This window comes from uncultured Porphyromonas sp. (genome assembly GCF_905372525.1).
Lineage (GTDB): Bacteria > Bacteroidota > Bacteroidia > Bacteroidales > Porphyromonadaceae > Porphyromonas.
This window is the reverse complement of sequence record NZ_CAJPPN010000049.1, coordinates 1-17,043: the sequence shown is the minus strand read 5'-3', so window position 1 is coordinate 17,043 and position 17,043 is coordinate 1. Positions and strand designations below refer to the sequence as shown.

11 protein-coding genes are annotated in these 17,043 nt (G+C 58.6%); 2 read left to right on the top strand and 9 right to left on the bottom strand.

Annotated elements, in window-relative coordinates; all coding sequences use genetic code 11:
* Window positions 1–89 precede the first annotated feature (89 nt).
* The 9 genes from QZ170_RS08130 to QZ170_RS08090 all read right to left on the bottom strand — a co-directional run bounded on the left by QZ170_RS08130 (window position 90) and on the right by QZ170_RS08090 (window position 14,377).
* Entirely contained in the window at window positions 90–1,406 is a 1,317-nt protein-coding gene (locus QZ170_RS08130; protein ID WP_297179711.1) for a thioredoxin family protein, read from the bottom strand.
* 30 nt (window positions 1,407–1,436) lie between these two features.
* On the bottom strand, window positions 1,437–1,904 hold the full coding sequence (locus QZ170_RS08125; RefSeq protein ID WP_297179708.1) for a hypothetical protein: 468 nt from the start codon (window positions 1,902–1,904) through the stop codon (window positions 1,437–1,439).
* Between the two features lie 17 nt (window positions 1,905–1,921).
* Window positions 1,922–2,632: a fasciclin gene (locus tag QZ170_RS08120; protein ID WP_297179705.1), complete on the bottom strand. Its 711-nt coding sequence runs from the start codon at window positions 2,630–2,632 to the stop codon at window positions 1,922–1,924.
* A gap of 26 nt (window positions 2,633–2,658) precedes the next feature.
* Complete coding sequence (locus QZ170_RS08115; RefSeq protein ID WP_297179701.1) at window positions 2,659–4,203, bottom strand: RagB/SusD family nutrient uptake outer membrane protein; 1,545 nt, start codon at window positions 4,201–4,203, stop codon at window positions 2,659–2,661.
* Between the two features lie 8 nt (window positions 4,204–4,211).
* Window positions 4,212–7,673 (bottom strand): SusC/RagA family TonB-linked outer membrane protein, encoded by a 3,462-nt coding sequence (locus tag QZ170_RS08110; protein WP_297179696.1) that lies wholly within the window; start codon window positions 7,671–7,673, stop codon window positions 4,212–4,214.
* A gap of 127 nt (window positions 7,674–7,800) precedes the next feature.
* Window positions 7,801–10,671, bottom strand: a complete 2,871-nt coding sequence (locus tag QZ170_RS08105) for an insulinase family protein (protein WP_297179694.1) — start codon at window positions 10,669–10,671, stop codon at window positions 7,801–7,803.
* A 340-nt stretch (window positions 10,672–11,011) separates the two neighbouring features.
* Window positions 11,012–11,182 carry a hypothetical protein gene (locus QZ170_RS08100; protein WP_297179691.1) on the bottom strand — a complete coding sequence of 57 codons (171 nt, stop codon included), beginning with the start codon at window positions 11,180–11,182 and terminating at the stop codon, window positions 11,012–11,014.
* A 28-nt stretch (window positions 11,183–11,210) separates the two neighbouring features.
* Window positions 11,211–12,617: a hypothetical protein gene (locus tag QZ170_RS08095; RefSeq protein ID WP_297179688.1), complete on the bottom strand. Its 1,407-nt coding sequence runs from the start codon at window positions 12,615–12,617 to the stop codon at window positions 11,211–11,213.
* Between the two features lie 416 nt (window positions 12,618–13,033).
* A complete protein-coding gene (locus tag QZ170_RS08090) occupies window positions 13,034–14,377 on the bottom strand; it encodes a TIGR00341 family protein (protein WP_297179685.1) in 1,344 nt (447 codons plus the stop codon).
* A 474-nt stretch (window positions 14,378–14,851) separates the two neighbouring features.
* Here QZ170_RS08090 and nhaA point away from each other — a divergent pair, with 474 nt between their 5' ends.
* Together nhaA and QZ170_RS08080 are read left to right on the top strand one after the other, a co-directional pair.
* On the top strand, window positions 14,852–16,207 hold the full coding sequence (gene nhaA, locus QZ170_RS08085; protein ID WP_297179682.1) for a Na+/H+ antiporter NhaA: 1,356 nt from the start codon (window positions 14,852–14,854) through the stop codon (window positions 16,205–16,207).
* A 129-nt stretch (window positions 16,208–16,336) separates the two neighbouring features.
* Window positions 16,337–16,879 (top strand): hypothetical protein, encoded by a 543-nt coding sequence (locus QZ170_RS08080; RefSeq protein WP_297179680.1) that lies wholly within the window; start codon window positions 16,337–16,339, stop codon window positions 16,877–16,879.
* Window positions 16,880–17,043: the final 164 nt, after the last annotated feature.

The window sequence follows — 17,043 nt, the reverse complement described above, 5'->3', positions numbered from 1 at the left end:
GGAAATGCCCCCAGAGCCAGGGGCACTGGGGGCATCGAATGATCGAGGAGGGCGGGGAAAGACTGCCCCAGATGGAGCAGGCGAGGGAGCTACTTCTCGAGTAGGTCGAGGGTGGCGAGCTTGTAGGTGATCGCCCCCTGTACCATCTGCTGGGCTTGCTCCATGGAGGCTAGCTGCAGGCTCTCGGCATAGGCTTGATTGTAGTACTTACGAGCCGCTGCGTAGTCCTTGAGTTCCTTGTAGGAGTCGCCCGCCATGACGAGGTAGTTTACCTTGCTCATGATGACGGTCTCGGTGGGGATCGCCTTCTCGAGCCAAGCGATGGCCTGACGGTGATCCTCGGGACGGAGCTTAGAGGCTGCAGCGTAGTAGAGAGACTGAGCTGCGGAGGCATAGTCAGAGCCGTTGGCATCCTCACCGAGAGTATCGAGGTAGTGCTTCATGCGCTCTATGTAGGTGGGGACATTCTTGTCCTTGTAGATCGCATAGAGGGCATCGTAGTAGTCGAGGGACTTCTGGTAGGGAGTGGTGTGCTTGAGCTTGATGACGTCGTAGGCCTTCTTGTAGTCGGTACGGATCTTCTCCAGATACTCCTTGTACTTGATGTTGCCGTCCTTGACGAGGTTGAGCATGCGCTCATCATTCTTCTCGATGATGTAGTAGGCGGCGGACTCGCCGACGGCGCTGATCCACTTGTCGAGGTTCGCGTTGATGTACTCTACCATCTGCTGGGTCTCGGACTCATCGTTCCCGCCGAGGGAGCTGATGATCATGTAGTCCTTCTTGTTGATGATGGAGCCATCGGCCATCTTGCGCTCTAGGTAGCTCTTGTAGAGCTTGCGTACACGTACGACCCACTTCTCTGCGTCCATCCCATCCTGGGTAGTCAGGAAGCGGGGGGCTTGGATGAGGAGCTCCTGCTGGATGCTGAGATCCTGGGGGGACTTGCGGTGATCCTCCCAGTACTGCTCGAAGCCCTTCATCTCGCCGAGAGCCGTCTTGGCGAACTCGATGAGCTCGGCGGCCTGCACGAAGCCGGCGTTGATCGAGATGGCCTTGCCATCGGAGGCGATGATCCCGAGGGTGGGGAAAGCCTCTACCTTGTATTTCTTGGCCGTCTCGACGTTCTCGGGCTTCTCGGCGTCGAGCTGTAGGCAGACGAAGCGTTCGTTGAAGTAGGCGCCTACCTCGGGCTGGGTGAAGACGGTCTTCTCCATCTTCTTGCAGGGGACGCACCACGTAGCGTAGAAGTCTACGAAGAGGGGCTTGCCCTGGCGCTGAGCTTCCTGAAGGGCAGCCTCGAAGGTACCCTTGAAGAAGCGGATACCTTGCTCCTGCTGTGCCGATACGGGCTGCACCATCAGGAGCAGCAGTAGGCTGAGGAGGATATGCTTGAGCTTATTCATTGGTTGTCTGAAGTGTATGGTGGGACGGGGCTAGTTCTCCTTGTCCTGGATGATGAAGGTGCAGAGCCCGATGAGCTCGCGGGAGTAGCCTTCGTTGTAGACCCGGAGGTTCACGCTGTAGCGACCATTGGGGAGCTTGTCCACGGCGGAGGGGAAGACGTTGATCGTCCCGCCCGCCACGGTGATCTCGCCCGAGGTGACGCAGGAGCTGAAGGTGGCGGCATCACCACCATCCGAGACCGTGACCCCTAGGTACTCGAAGTTCACGGGGTTTGTCCCCGAGACCCCTTGGATACGTTGGCTCGTCCAGGGGGCTGGGTACGGCTTGGTCTTGCTGTGGGGGTTGTCGTCGGCTACCGTGCGGTAGACCTGCACCTCCCTCTGGGGGAAGGAGGCGTAGGTGGTGTCTAGGTATCCCACGGGGATCTTGCGGCAGGCCGTGCCGAGGGATAGGACGAGGACGAGGAGCAGGAGGCTCCTGGTGAGGATGGCTTGCATAGGTATCTAAGGGAGATTTAGAAGTCTGTAGGACGGAAGTTGTACTGCAGGGAGTGGACGATACCCGTCTGGGTACGGATGTTGTGCGAGGCGACGAAGCTCGTGACCTGCGTAGAGGCTGAGACGAGGAAGAGCTGCTCAGGGCCCGTACCGGGGACGCTATTGAAGGCCGTGCGGAAGGAGTAGATCCATAGCTGCTTGCCCGAGGCCATCGTGTAGGTCTTGCCCCCCGTGCCGATCGGGTTACTGCTGTTCGTGGAGGCACGCCCCGGGATGAAGCTCTCCAGGGGGATCGCTTCGCTGGGGATGATCCCATTGAGGATAAACTCCTTGGCCTTGGTCGCATCCAGCTGATCCAGTAGGCCGAGGATCTGATCGTCGGTGAGGCGCTGAGCCTCGGCCTCTCCGTCCCCCCCATTGTTGGTGACCTCATCGGCGTACTGCTTGAGCAGGTAACGACGCCAGCTGTGGTTCGTGATCCCGAAGCAGGTGATCTGCGACCCATAGGTGCCCGAGCCCTCGAAGGTGGACTGCAGACCGAGTCGCTTGGAGATGCGTACCAGCATGCTCCAGTCATAGGGGTGGGACTCGAAGTAGGCCCACATACTCCCCGGGTACTCCCGCTGGGCTAGACCCGTCTCGACAAAGTTATATTTGGTGCACGCACTCAGCAGGAGCATAGTCCCCACGAGGAGTAGGGCGCTGAGGCGTCTGAGGTGAATAGTCATACGTATACGTAGCTAAGAGGTGAGACCTAGAAGTAAGAGACCCAGTACTTACGCTGGAGGATGGAGCCATTGATGATCTTGCCCGTCTTGTCCTGGAAGGCTGCCTGCGGGATAGGTAGGTTGAGTGCTCCTCGGGCAATATCCGTGGCGGTAAGCTGCTGGAACTTGCCCTGTAGCTTCGTCGCCTGATAGCCGTTGCGCAGGATATCGTAGTAGCGGCTATCGTTCTCCAGGAGGAACTCACGCTCACGCTCGTGGAAGATAGCCTCCTTGAGGTCGCTCTCGCCTGGAGCAGGGTAGTCGGTAGCACCTGCACGCTGGCGGATCCTATTGAGGTCTGAGGTAGCACTCCCGGTCTCACCGAGCTTAGCATAGCACTCGGCACGCAGGAGGTAGATGTCCGCTAGACGCCAGTAGACGTAGTTCGCATCTATGCTGACGAAGCTCAGCCCCGAGGAGCTGCTGGCGTCGTTGACGAAGATGGCGTTGCGGAACTTGTAGGGGATCGCATAGTCCTTGCCCGCCACCTCGTGCGTCTGGTCGGCCTCGTAGAAGAAGGCCGTGCGTCGCGCGTCGCCTGCATCTGGGTAGAGGCTGCGTACGGTAGAGGCGAGCAGACGGAAGGGGGCATTGGTGATATCCCCTTGCGATAGGGTCTTATCGACAGGCCAGGTGCAGTAGAGGGCTGCGACCTCATTGTGCGAGACGGAGTTGTTGCTACGGGTCTTGTCGTAGACGAGGCTGAAGATCTCCTCGGGGTTGTCCGCCGCAGGATCGGAGAGGCGCTTGCATAGCTCCTCGGGGCTGGAGAGGAGCGAGTAGCTACCCGCCTGACCATTGATGAGGACAGAGGCGTAGTCGACGCTCTTGCGGTAGGCCTCCTGTGCACTCGCACCAGAGAGTCCGTAGAGCTCGATCATGCTCCCCTTCCAGGCATAGAGGTGCGCCAGCAGAGCTGCGGAGTTGCCCTTGGAGGCAAACTGCTTGCTGGAGACGGCTGCCCCGCTGAGGTTGCGGAGCTTGTCGTAGGTCGGCAGGATGCTGTAGGCCTGCTCAGCGTGGTAGATCGCCTTGTCGATGACCTGGAGCATCGAGGAGAGGGGATACTGACGGATCGCCGAGGTGCTCTCGGGGATAACGGCCAGACCGAAGGCTCGGGAGAGCGTGAAGTAGGCAAAGCCTAGGGCGAACTGAGCCTGCCCGACATGGTAGGCTCGGCGCTCATCGGTCAGTCCCTGAGTACGGCCGATATTCTCCAGCAGGAGGTTAGCCTCGAAGATCAGGTTATACAGAGGCTTCCAGTCGTAGTTGCCCCCGATGACCGTACGTGGGTTCCACTCTCGTAGCTCGTCCGAGGAGGCCGTCTCGTCGGCGATTAGTCCCACCTGAGTGAGGATGCTGGAGGACTCCAGACAGTTGTTCAGGTAGAAGTGTATGGACACCGTGGTGGCATTGAGCTCGCTCTCCCTACTGAAGGCATTGCTGTAGGTGATCGAGTTCGTAGGGGTATAGTCGAGGTTGCAGGCTGTCGCTAGGAGCGATAGAGCCAGGCAGGATATGAAGTATCTCATCGCTGTGACTAAAACTTGAGGTTGAGGCCGAGGGTAAACTTACGGCTCAGGGGATACATCTCTCCGGTATCCTTGCCCGTGTAGGGATTGACGATCTCGGGGTCGAGGCCAGAGTAGTTCGTCAGCAGTAGGAGGTTCTCACCGGAGAGGTAGAGGCGCACGTCCTTGAGGTGTAGCCGCTTGTACCACGACTGGGGCAGGCTGTAGGAGAGGGAGAGCTGCTTGAGACGCAGGTAGCTCACCGTCTCGATATTGCTATCGATGTCGCCATCGTACTGACCGATATAGCCTGCATCGGCGAAGGTGATAGCGGGGTACTTCGTCCGGTCTCCGGGCTTCTGCCAGATGGAGGCCTTGTTGAAGTCGTTCATGATGGGGCCGAACTTCTGGTTGAAGCTAAAGGCGCTATTGGCCACCATATTCATCATCTTGCGCCCGAGGGTGTAGGTGAATAGGACGCTCAGCGTGACCCCCTTGTAGGTGAGCTGGTTCGTGATCCCCCCATAGGCTAGGGGCAGTGCACTCCCAGCATAGTAGGTATCCTTGGCGTCGATACGTCCGTCACCATTCTGATCCTTGATCTTGCGTCCGCCGACGCGCAGGGGATAGTTCTCATTCTGGAAGAAGAGTGGGGTGCGTGCTCCGAGCTGGTTGTAGTAGTGGGGGATGTCCTCCTCACGCTGTACGATGCCCTCATCCTTGTAGGTATAGATCCCGTAGGTCGGACGACCGATGACCTTGTCGTCGAGGTCGGTACCGTCGTAGGAGGAGCGGAAGAGGTTCCAGTTGCGGGCGATATTGTAGCGTAGGCTCCAGGAGAAGTCCTTGCGCTTCATCAGATCCGCCGAGAGGTCGAGCTCGAGCCCTTCGTTGGAGATGGAGGAGGAGTTCACCCAGGTCTTCTTGGAGAGGAAGAAGTTCCCTGGGGTGGGTACCTGCACGAGCAGGTCGTAGGAGTACTTGTAGTAGTAGTCGAGCTTGACCTTGAAGCGGCTATTGAAGAGATCCACATCCAGCCCTAGGTCATACTGGTCGCTCTTCTCCCAGGTCAGGTGGCTATTGGCCATGGAGCTGGGGATGAGCCCAGGCTCTCCTAGGTGGGTATTGCTCTCCTCCATGAGCCCGTGGGCGAGGTAGGCCTCCTGGAACTTCTGTCCCGACTTACCCCAGGAGGCACGGAGCTTCCCGAAGCTCAGCCACCAGAGATCCTTCATGAAGGGCTCTTCGCTGAACGACCACGCCAGCCCGAGGGAGGGGAAGGCAGCCCAGCGGACATCCCGGCCGAAGACCGAGGAGCCGTCGAAGCGGATGGAGGCATCGAGCATGTAGCGACGCTTGTAGTTGTAGGCCACACGTCCTAGATAGCTCAGCATAGCCTGGTCCTGACGGTCGGTGGTCACGTTCTGCAGCGACTCTACTCGGCCCTCCACCGTGCGGGTCTTAGGCCAGCCCTCGCCGATCTCGTGGATGAGGTTCGTGGGGCCACCCTGAGCCTGCCCAGCGATCTTCTCGATGAGGTCATAGGTGTAGGTCGTCCCGGCCAGCAGGTCGAAGTTGTGCTGCTGTAGGCTGAAGCGGTAGGAGAGGAGGTTCTCCCACTGGATCATCGCCATCATAGAGCGAGAGGCCTCGACAGAGGAGAGGCTATTGTAGTTGAGGTAAGAGGGCTTGAAGATGTGGTTCTGCCCGAAGTAAGCATCTGCAGAGACAGAGGTATTAAACTTCAGTCCACGGATGAACTCGTAGTCTGCTCCTATGGAGAGACGAGCATTGAACATTGTATTACGCGCCTTGATGTCACGAATACGTTGTAGGGCAGCACGCTCGGCTTCGGAGCCTCGGCCTGGGAAGACGGTCGGAGCCTCCTTGGGGTCTACACCTAGACCTTGGGCGTGGGCTCCGTCGGCCGCACTCTGATTGTTGTAGGCGAGGTTCAGACGGGTGAAGGCATTGAGCTTCGGAGTCAGGCGCAGGTCGAGGTTCGAGAGGAAGGTCGCACGGCGGAAGCCTGAGTTGATCTGTATCCCACGCTCGTCGTAGATGCCCCCACTGACTAGGTAGCGGACATTCTCGTTCCCGCCCGAGGCGTAGAGGTCGCCATTGGTGACATGCCCGACCTGGAAGATGTACTTCCACCAGTTCGTACTATTATTATAGAAGGTATTCAGCGAGTCCTGGATGGAGGCAGGAGGGAGTTGCTCGCGGGGCAGGACATTCCCGTTAGCCCAGAAGTAGTCGTAGGCACCGTCGTTGGAGGGGCCCCAGCCGTAGGTACCGGCATAGCTATTGGGGACAGTCGCCCGGTCGGTACGCCAGTCGTAGTGCCCGACCCGCTGAGACCGAGCCAGCATCAGGTGTGCCAGACGCTCCCCATGCCCACGCATCTGGAGCGGGGTAGCGGGGAGGTAGGAGATGGACTGGGAGAAGTTGATCCCGAACTCAGCCTTGCCACTCTTCCCCTTCTTCGTCGTGATGAGGATGACCCCATTCCCCGAACGAGAGCCGTAGAGCGAGGCCGAGGCGGCATCCTTGAGCACCTCCACGGACTCGATGGTCGAGGGGTCAAGCCCAGCTAGGGCATTGATCCCGCCCGCTACGGGTGCCTTGGAGAGGGGGACACCGTCGATGACGAAGAGAGGGCTCCCGTCGTTGACTCCCTGAGTATTGAGCGAACTGATCCCTCGGATGGAGATGGCATTACCTCCACCGCCTGGGGCACCTGACTGCGAGGTGACCTGTAGCCCCGAGAGCTGTCCCTGTAGGAGCCCCTCGATGGAGGGGGCGGGGGCATCCTTGAGCTGGTCAGCCTTGATGGAGGATATCGCACCCGTCAGCTCACGGGTATTGCGCTTACCGTAGGCGATGACGGTCACCGAGCCGAGGCTCTTGACGTCCTCGCGGATCGTGATCGTCACGGGGGTGCCCTGAGTGAAGGGGAGGGTCGCCGCGGTGTAGCCGACGCAGGTGACGTGGAGCTGGCCACTAGCCTTGTCGGTATGGATGACGAACTGACCCTGGACGCTCGTCTGTGCCCCGAGCTGCGTGCCCTGGATACGGACGTTGGCGCCCGAGACGGGCTGGCCGTCCTGATCTCGGACGACCCCAGTCACCTGCGCCTTGGTGGCCGTCTGCTGCTGGGGGCGGAAGATGCGGATCGTGCGCCCCTCGACACTATAGAGGAAGGGCGTACCCCGGAGGATCCCTTCGACAGCCTTCTCGGGGCTCACTTCGTCGAAGGAGACGGTGGCCTTGTAGCCCCCGGTGCGCACCTCGGGCTCGTAGGTGATCTTGTAGCCGGTGCGTGTGGCGATGAAGTCGAGGATGGAGGCGATCTCCTTGTCCTTGAACGACACGGTGATCGTCTGTGTAGGTCCCTGTGCTTGTGCGCTCTCGGGCAGAGCGATCCCTAGGGTGAGTGCACCCAGAGCGAGGCTCGCCAGCAGAGCATGTGTACCCTTGCGTGGTCTCATATGTGGTAGTTGTAGATGTGACGTTGTTCCTATGTCTGCTCTTGGTAGGGAGAGGGCGGGGGGAGCCCACGGCGGGGCTGTCGCCCGCCCTCTCTCTATATATAATGGAGGGGGAGGGGGGAGCTCGTTAGTGCTCCCACTTCCTATCCTCTGGGGCAAGGCTCTTGACGACGATGTCACGACGCTTACCCTGCTCGAGGAGCTTCCTGAGGAGGGCGGAGAGGTCGCTGACGGTGATGTCGGCGATGCTCACCTCGTCCTTGCGCTTCCCGACCCCTAGGTCGGGTACTTTGCCCGTCTCGGCATAGCTATTCAGGAGGGCGATCCAGACCCCGAGGTCGATCTTGTCCCCTGCCTGCTTCTCCCGCTCGGCCTCGTCGAGAGTGAGCGGGACGTGTACCTTCTTGAACTCATCCTGTGTAATCCCCCCTGCGGCCATGGAGCGAAGGATCTCGTAGGTACGAGCCTTGAGCTGGTCGGCCTTGTCTCGGGCGGTGCTGAAGTGGATGGAGAGGCTGGTCGTGGCGATAGGCTCTGCCGTATAGCTCGTATTCACTGCGACACTATAGGTAGCCTGATCACGCTCACGGAGCTCGTCGAAGAGGCGGTTCTGTAGCACGACCTCCAGCAGGGATAGGGCTAGGCTCTCCCGGTCGGAGAGCTTCTCACCGCCTAGGAAGGAGAGCTCGACCTCACCCACATCACCCGAGAGGTCGGCCTCGAAGGTGCGCTCGATGACCCGCTCGGGGGAGCTGTGATCGACGACTCGGTAGGTGTGGCGGGGAGCCTTGGGGTCGCCCGGCAGAGCCGCTAGGTAGGTTGTGACCAGACGTCGAGCCTCGGCCTCGGAGAGATCCCCTAGGAGACAGGCGGTGAACTGCGAGGCGTCGCCGAAGTGCTCCCTATAGAGACGCTCTAGGTCGGTATAGCGCATCTGGCTGTAGAAGGCATCATCCTCACGGGGATTGGACTCCGTGATGGGGTTCAGGAGCTCACGTACCTGCTGGTCGATAGCCGCCTGACCAACCCGTGGGGTGGAGGCGTAGATGTACCGCTTGCGCTGGAGCCACTTGGCGAAGATGGGCTCGTCGAAGCGCTGCTTCTGTAGCACGAGGTAGAGGTAGCTGAAGAGGTCATCGGCTCCGTCCACCTTGTTGCGTGCCTGCATCCCGTCCATATACTGGTTGATCGTGAGGCTCACGTCGAGGGGACGGCCACGGAGCCAGGTGGCGAGCTGATTGCGGTTGTACTTATAGAGCCCAGACTGCATGATCATGCTCTGCATGGCGCTGAAGCTCGCTAGATCCTTGGGCGCTACGAGGGACTGCCCACCGGGTGCAGAAGCGAGGAAGAAGACCTCACCCCGGAGCTCCTCGGGTAGGTGCTTGTAGAGGACACGCATCCCATTGGAGAGGCGCCACTCCGTAGCCCCGAGGCCGGGGATCTTCTTCTCGGAGACGATCTTGCCCGTGGGTAGGGTGAAGTCGATGAGCTTCGTGATCGGTGCCTCCTCAGTCACCTGCGGGCGGGTGGCATCTATATCGCTGTACTTCTCTAGGATGGACTCGAAGGTCTGAGGGCTGATCGTGGGCTCGCTCTCCGAGGCTTGGTAGGTAATGAAGGCGAGGTTCTTATTGCCCGAATAGGCGGCCTTCACCCACTGCCTGAGGTCCTCACTCTCCAGCTCGACGAGTGTCTCCAGCTGCTCCTCGATCTGCTCCCTGAAGTCCTTCATCGGGGTGCCGTAGAGGTAGTTGTTGCGGTAGATGTCCATGAAGTTGTCCGGTGTCCCTAGGGTCTGCTTGTCCGAGAGCACCTCCTTCATCTCGTCGTAGAGCTTCTGCTTCTCGGTGTCGAAGTCCACCTTGTCGAAGCCCAAGATGGCCTCCTGCGCACGGCTGTAGATCACCTGCTTGAGCGCCTGCTCCTCGTGACCGGGGTAGGGCACGACATCCCAGGCGAACTGGCCGTAGCCACGCACCAGCGGACTGTAGCTCACCGAGGCGGCGATGAAGCCCTCCACGCCCCGATTGCGTAGGCGGGCATAGAGCATCGGGGAGAGGCGATTGAAGAGCTGACCGAGCAGGTAGTCCCGACGGCGCTCCTCGGCACTCCGATCCGTGGGCGTCGCCACCCGCTGGTAGAGACCGAAGGAGGGGTATTGGTTCTCCTTATCGACGAACTTGTAGTAGCGGGGGGTGGCATTGTCCTCGATCGTGAAGGTAGGACGTGCCGGCGCCTTCTTGCTCGCAGGCAGTGTGCCGAAGAGCTTCTTGACCTTGGCCTCGTAGGCCACGGGGTCGATGTCCCCGACGATGATCACACACTGCAGGTCGGGGCGATACCACGTCTTGTAGAAGGCCTGGATGTCCCGGTAGGTGAAGGTGCGTAGGACGTCGAGCGAGCCGATGACGTTGCGCCGAGCGTACTGCGAGTCATTGTACACCGCTGGGGCGATCGCATCGCTGAGGCGCTTCTGTAGGCTATTGCGGCTACGCCACTCCTCGATGATGATGCCCCGCTCCTTGTCCGTATCCCGCTGGGTAATGCTTACCCCACCACACCAGTCGTGCAGGATGAGCAGTACCGAGTCGGTGAGCTGAGGGGCGTCAGTGGGTACATCCAAGACGCTGTAGCGGGTCTCGTCCTGTCCCGTGCGGGCGTCGAAGCCGTAGAGGCCACGCTGTCGGAGGTAGGTCATGACGCCTGTGGGGAAGTGTCGAGTGGCGTTGAAGGCCATGTGCTCGAGGTAGTGGGCTAGCCCGTTCTGCTGGTCGTTCTCCAGCAGGGCTCCTACGTTCTGTAGGAGGTAGAAGTTCGCTGTGCCGACCGAGGCACCAGCGTCACGGCTGATGTAGTAGGTTAGTCCGTTGGGGAGCTTACCGGTGCGTAGGGTGGACACCTGTGCCCCGAGGGGGACGGTGAGGTAGCCCAGCGCACCGAGCGTTCCAGCTAATAAGAGCTTCCTCCAGGAGGAGCTGTGGTTCGTTATCATCATCACTCTTAGAGTATGAGGTTGGGTAGGGGTAGCATCTTGGGTACCGCTTCTCCCCCCGACTTCGTCCGAGCATGGGTCACTCAGGGGGCATAGGATACCCTCGTACTGCTGTGATCACATCGACCCCAAATATACACATTTTCCCCATACGACCCTATATGCACACCCCACTAGACATTCTGGCCTACATTCTCGGCTCTGAGTACAGCGGGGGATGACCTAAGGCGACGTGTGGAGAAAGAGAGCGCCCCACGCTCTGCCAAGTCGAGGACTTGGGCGGAGCGTAGGGCGCTAGTGGTATCCCCATCTGGGGAGAGTGGCTGACTCAGGGAGTCAGAGACTAGAGGTAATTGGAGTGCGTACGGGTCTTGTGCTCACCCCAGCCGTCGTCGTATTCTGGATCCTCGAGGTCTCCATCGAAGGAGAACCCTACGAGCAGGTGGAGAGACTGTGGGAGTTCGAAGGGCTTAGCCTCGGGTGCCTGATAGGCTTCCTTATATGATTTCTTCATCTTAGTTTCTTTTCTTCGTTAGGACGGATTAAGGAATTGCCTCCCAAGCAGCTCCATTCGTAAAGGCCTTGTACCAGTTAAAGTAGTTGTTAGAGACACTGGTAGGGATATTGAGCGGCTTGGGCTCTACCATGATCACCGGGTAGTAGACCTTGTTCTCGAGGCTCTTGCTGTACACAGTACTAGACCCAAACCGTGAGGGTCTGGACTTCTCCAGCTTATTATTAGCCTTGATCGTGTAGTATAGCCCCTGGGGGTCATTCAGAGTAAAGGCAGATCCATCATAGAAGTTAGGATAATAGCTGTAGCCGATTGCTCCAAAGTCATCAGCCTGGGGGAAGTACATAGCTACTACGACATCTCCCTTCGCGGGAACAGCCCCTGGAGCAGGACGTCCGACGGGTAGCTGTATTGACTGCTTGGTCTGCATGAAGCGGTAGGTGCTACCATCGCGGAACTTCCCAGTGAAGTAGGTTTCATTTATAGCTCCTGGCTTCATGATCATCCTACCTTCCCCCGCCTCAATGACGAAGGTCAGCTGCTGATCCTGTGCAGCAGAGAGGGTGGGGTTTAGGTCGAGGTTCACCACCAGAGGAGGACGCTGCATGCGGTAACGCTTCCCAGCACCATCGACATAGATGGGGATGTTTTTCCCTGCTGTTGTTGGGTTCATCCGGGTGACGTACTGGGGGAACCCATTGTGGATACGGAGCATCATCAGGTAACCCATCATACGGAGCTTCATACGACCATTGTTCTTTACGGTGATCTCATGAACCTTACCGCCCTTGTCGTTACGCCATCCGATGGGGTTGGACTCACTCTTGAGCATGACGAAGTTGTCTGGGAGCGTTACATTGTCATCCCAGTTGTTGATGATGTGAGGACCCTTGTTGGAGAAGTTCAGAGATCCGGGGTTGTTCCCAATGATCGCCGTGACGTAGCAGTTGCTCATCTTCTTGGCAGCCATCTCCTTGAAGTTCTTCTCGTAGGTCGATCCGGGTGTGAAGCCAGAGACTAGACCATCATAGCCAATGCTCTTCCCGTCATTATAGATGCGGAAGGGAGCGTTAAAGGCAACGACCTTCCCCGTTATAGTATGATAGACGTAGAGCATACCATTGATGCGATCCGATCCAGGATCGGCATAGGCACGGAGGTTGACCAGCTTGTTGCCAGCTGCACCCGTATTGATCGTAGGCTTTACGGCTCTAGGCTCTTGGGAGTCATCGAAGCCTCCAGCGACAGACTCGAAGTCATCGAGCTCCATCGTTAGGCTCAGACGGATCTGACCTTCACCGGCCTCTTCACCGGTTAGGGTGACAGGTGCTTCTTGTTGCTCTTGCACCTTTGGGGTAGCTGGCGCGACGGGGGTCTCCTTCGAGCACGAGGCGAGTAGACCCACAGCAGCTACTAGAATGACTAGTTTTCTCATTCGTTCAGTTACTTTTAATAGATAATACGATGCACATCACACATCCTTCTCAATGAGCCCTACCACCCTACCTCTGCTTACTAATTAGGAAGGGGGGATAGAGCCCAAAGGCAAAGCAGACCTTACAACAAAGTCTGTAAATATGAGGAAATAAACGACCTCCAGCCCAATTCGAATGCGGTGAGGATGTTAATGATATGCTTATTTCGGGGCGCAAAGGTAACAAAAAGAAATACATCATCCCTCCTTCCCTCTAGCTACTTCCTTGCTCTAAACCTCGGGAATGCCCCTACCACAAGGCTGTCTACCCATCACAAGACATAGCCCCTGCTCCGAGGGGTGCATGTCTCGGAGCAGAGGCTATATAATATATGGAGTAGGTGAGGTGTGTACCTCTCTGTCTTCCTAGGGCTTGGCTAGGGAGTGAGGACGAGACGTAGGCTGTCGGTGTGTGAGCGAGCCTTGAGCCACTGCTGGAGCTGGGTGCGCTCCTGAGGGGAGAGGCTGTGACTACAGTCTACCAGGGCTAGTGTGTAGCTCAGAGAAGCGAGGGTATCGGTGCGAGACTCCGTCACCCGGGAGAGGCTAATGCGGCCGACCTTGGGGTTAATGGCCTTGACCTCCAGGGCGATCTCCTTGCCGAGGTCTTCGTAGGTGGTGTAGTACTGTAGCTGCCTACGTAGGGCATTGATCTCGTTGGTCTGCTCCATCAGCTGCATCTGAGTAGCCTCATTGGTGTGTACTCGTGTCTGCTGGCCGAGTTGCAGGAGGCTATCTGAGGAATAGCCCTGGATGACGTTCAGGCTATAGTCGGAGAGGTGGTAGTCCTCTAGCCGAAGGCTGACACGGCGGATATCCTCGTCACTTATGGTCTTCCCCACGGAGACGACATGTAGGGTCTTGTTCTCATCATTGCGGCTGTGGGAGATGACCTGTGTGCCTCTGAAGGAGAACTCGTTGCGGATGAATCGCTGTGTGTTGCTGTCTCGTACGCTTCTGCCGATGATCTCCACGGTCATGTAGGTCGCAGGGAGCATGGTGATGATCGTCACGGCGATGATGTAGCCCTTGACCTTCTGCAAGCGCTTGGGGTCGACGAAGACCTTGCGCTTGAAGCGTAGCATCCTCACCCCGACGACGGTGGAGAGGGCGATGAAGACCGTGTTGATGAAGAAGAGGTAGAAGGCTCCGAGGAAGTAGGTCACCTCCCCAACGGCGATCCCATAGCCAGCTGTACAGAGAGGCGGCATCAGAGCGGTGGCGATAGCGACACCGGGGAGCACATTGCCCTTACCCTTGGTGGCAAGGGCGAGGATACCTGCTGCACCGCCGAAGATCGCCACTAGGACATCATACAGCGTCGGCGAGGTGCGTGCGAGGAGCTCGGACTGCGCTTCGCTGAGCGGGGAGATGACGAAGTAGATGGTCGCCGTGAGGACGCTGATCGCAGTCGCTACGAGGTAGTTCTTGATCGAGCGTTTCAGCAGGTCGAAGTCATCGATCCCAATCGCTAGCCCCATCCCGATGATAGGCCCCATGAGAGGGGAGATGAGCATCGCACCGATGATGACGGCAGTAGAATTGAGGTTCAGCCCCAGCGAGGCGATGAAGATGGCAAAGATGAGGACCCAAAGGTTGGCACCGTGGAAGCGTACTCCACTGCTGATCTGGCTGATCGTCTCAGCCTCATCCTCTCGGTCGGGGAGGGCATTGAAGTATCCCTTCAGTGCACTCCAGAGTGTGCGTTCATTTTGTGACATATCCTTTTTTTGAGGCAAATGTATACAAAAAGCCCCTGACCTCCTATTTGACCTATTGGTCCTATTAGTCTTATTGGTCCTATTAGTCTTACTAGTCCTACCCCCTCCTCCCACTAGGGCATAGAGTGTACACGCGTGTACACACTTGTGTACCCATGTGTACACTATTGTATACCCACGTGTACACAACTACGCTCTCGGTATCATCCCCGGGGGGCTCCTTCGGAGGCCTTCCCCGGGGGGCTAAAGCCTCGGCACCCGAGACACTGCCCAGCCCCCCTCTGGGCTGGAGACACCCTCCCCCACCGAGCTCAAGCGTGGGGCGCACTCGGGGGAGATGGGGCGGGAGCCCCGCCCTCCCGGCCTGCACCCTCTCGGATAGTCCACATATATTCACTAATTTTGTTCTAGTGAGCTATATCACCTAATGGTTTCATTCACTGATAAAACAGCCCAAGTATCCACTCTAAGATAATGACTACATCCACCCCAGACGTCCCCCGATCGTTCCTCTGTCGTCTCAGAGCCTATCGCCCCAACCCGTCCGTCCTGCTCTTCATCGCCACGATAGCCGCGGTGGTGATCGCTAACTCTCCCTGGAGCCATGCCTACACGGCCTTCCTCAACTTCCCCGTGCAGATCGTCATCGGGGGGGTAGAGCTCTTTAGGCATGCCGGGCATACGATGACGGTGAGCCAGGTGGTCAATGATGCTCTGATGGCGATCTTCTTCTTCCTCGTGGGGCTGGAGATCAAGCAGGAGCTCCTCGTCGGCGAGCTCTCCTCGCCGAGGAAGGCTCTACTGCCCGTGATCGCCGCCCTAGGGGGGATGATTGTCCCCGTCCTCTTCTTCCTCGCTGTGGTGCATGAGCAGCCGCAGTCCATCGGCGCAGCGATCCCGATGGCTACCGACATCGCCTTTGCGCTAGCGGTGGTCACCGCCCTAGGTCCTAGGGTGCCTCGGGGGATGCGTATCTTCCTGACCACGCTAGCCGTCGTGGACGACATCGGGGGGATCATCGTCATCGCCCTCTTCTACAGCTCGTATATCGCTTGGCTCCCGCTGGGGATCGGCTTCGCCCTGCTCGGGCTGGTCTACCTACTCGGACGCCTCAGGATCCATATCCTAGAGCCCTACATCATCCTCGGGATAGCGATCTGGGCGCTCTTCCTACAGTCGGGCATCCACCCCACGATAGCGGGGGTACTACTGGCCCTACTACTGCCCGCAGGCACGCAGGTGCATATCGGCAAGCTCTCCACCTCGCTACACAACCTGACTAGCCGCCTACGTGGCGAGGCTCGTGAGGCCAACGGGGCTATCGTCCTCTCGCACGAACAGCTAGAGATCATCGGCGAGATCAAGGACACCGCCACCAAGGCGATCAGCCCCGTACAGCTCCTAGAGCATGCCATCGCCCCGCTGGTGAACTACCTGATCCTCCCGCTCTTCGCCTTCGTCAATGCTGGGATCACCTTCGACGGTATCTCCCTCGGGAGTCTCCTAGGTGTCCCACTAGCGGTCTTCCTCGGCCTCTTCCCCGGCAAGGCGGTAGGCATCTCCCTCTTCACCTGGGTCGCCGTGCGCCTGCGCCTCTGCGTAGCCCCCGAGGGGATGACCGTCCCCCGCCTCGTCTCGCTCTCGGTGCTCGGGGGGATCGGCTTCACCGTCTCGCTCTTCATCGCCAACCTCTCCTACGATACACCCGAGCTCGTCGGCCTGCTGAACGAGGCCAAGCTGGGGATCTTCGTCGGCACGATCCTCTCGGGGCTCGTCGGCTACCTCCTACTGCGCTCCCTGCGTCCCGAGGAGGACGGGGACAGACGGTAGGACACACCCCAGGAGTGCGGTACCTCGGTATTTATGCCTATCTTTACGGCCTCTACTCTGGGGCTATCCCAGCCACACGGGGTAGGGACCAATAGCTATAACTAAGCAACAGAAAGAAGAAAACGAACAATGAAGAAATTCCTTCTCGCAGCCGTCGCCTTCGTGGCGAGCGTAGGGGCTGCACAGGCTCAGGACCTGTTCTCTAAGGGCGAGAGCGCCCTCAACATCGGTATCGGTATCGGGCACAGCTACGGAGGCTATGGGGTCTCTATCCCCCCCCTCTCCGTAGCCTACGACTACTCGCTAGTGAGCAACCTCATCAACGGCAACAATGGGGCGATCACCCTCGGAGCCTACGGAGCCTATACCTCCGCGAGCTACCGCTACGATGGCTTCGCAGCAGGCTCGGCTTCGCATACGGTACTCGGGGTACGTGGTATGTTCCACTACCAGTTCGCGCCCAAGCTCGACACCTATGCAGGTTTGATGCTGGGCTACCACATCGCCTCTTATTCTAGCAATATCAATGGCTATCCGGGGATATCGGGTAGTGGCATTGACCTAGGGGTGCTCCTCGGTGCTCGCTACTTCTTCACCGACCATGTGGGGATATTCACGGAGCTCGGGTACTCCCTCCCCTACTGGAACCTCGGGGTCACCTTCAAGCTGTAACCCCCTCTCCTAAAAGGCCCAAGGGCCGTATCCCCGATCGGGGATACGGCCCTTGGGCCTTTTAGGGCAGAGGCTAGTAGGGCGGGTAGTAGGGCTGGGGTACTAGGTGGTAGGTCTGATAAGTCCAATAGGTCTAATAAGTCTAATAACCCCGCTAGTATGGG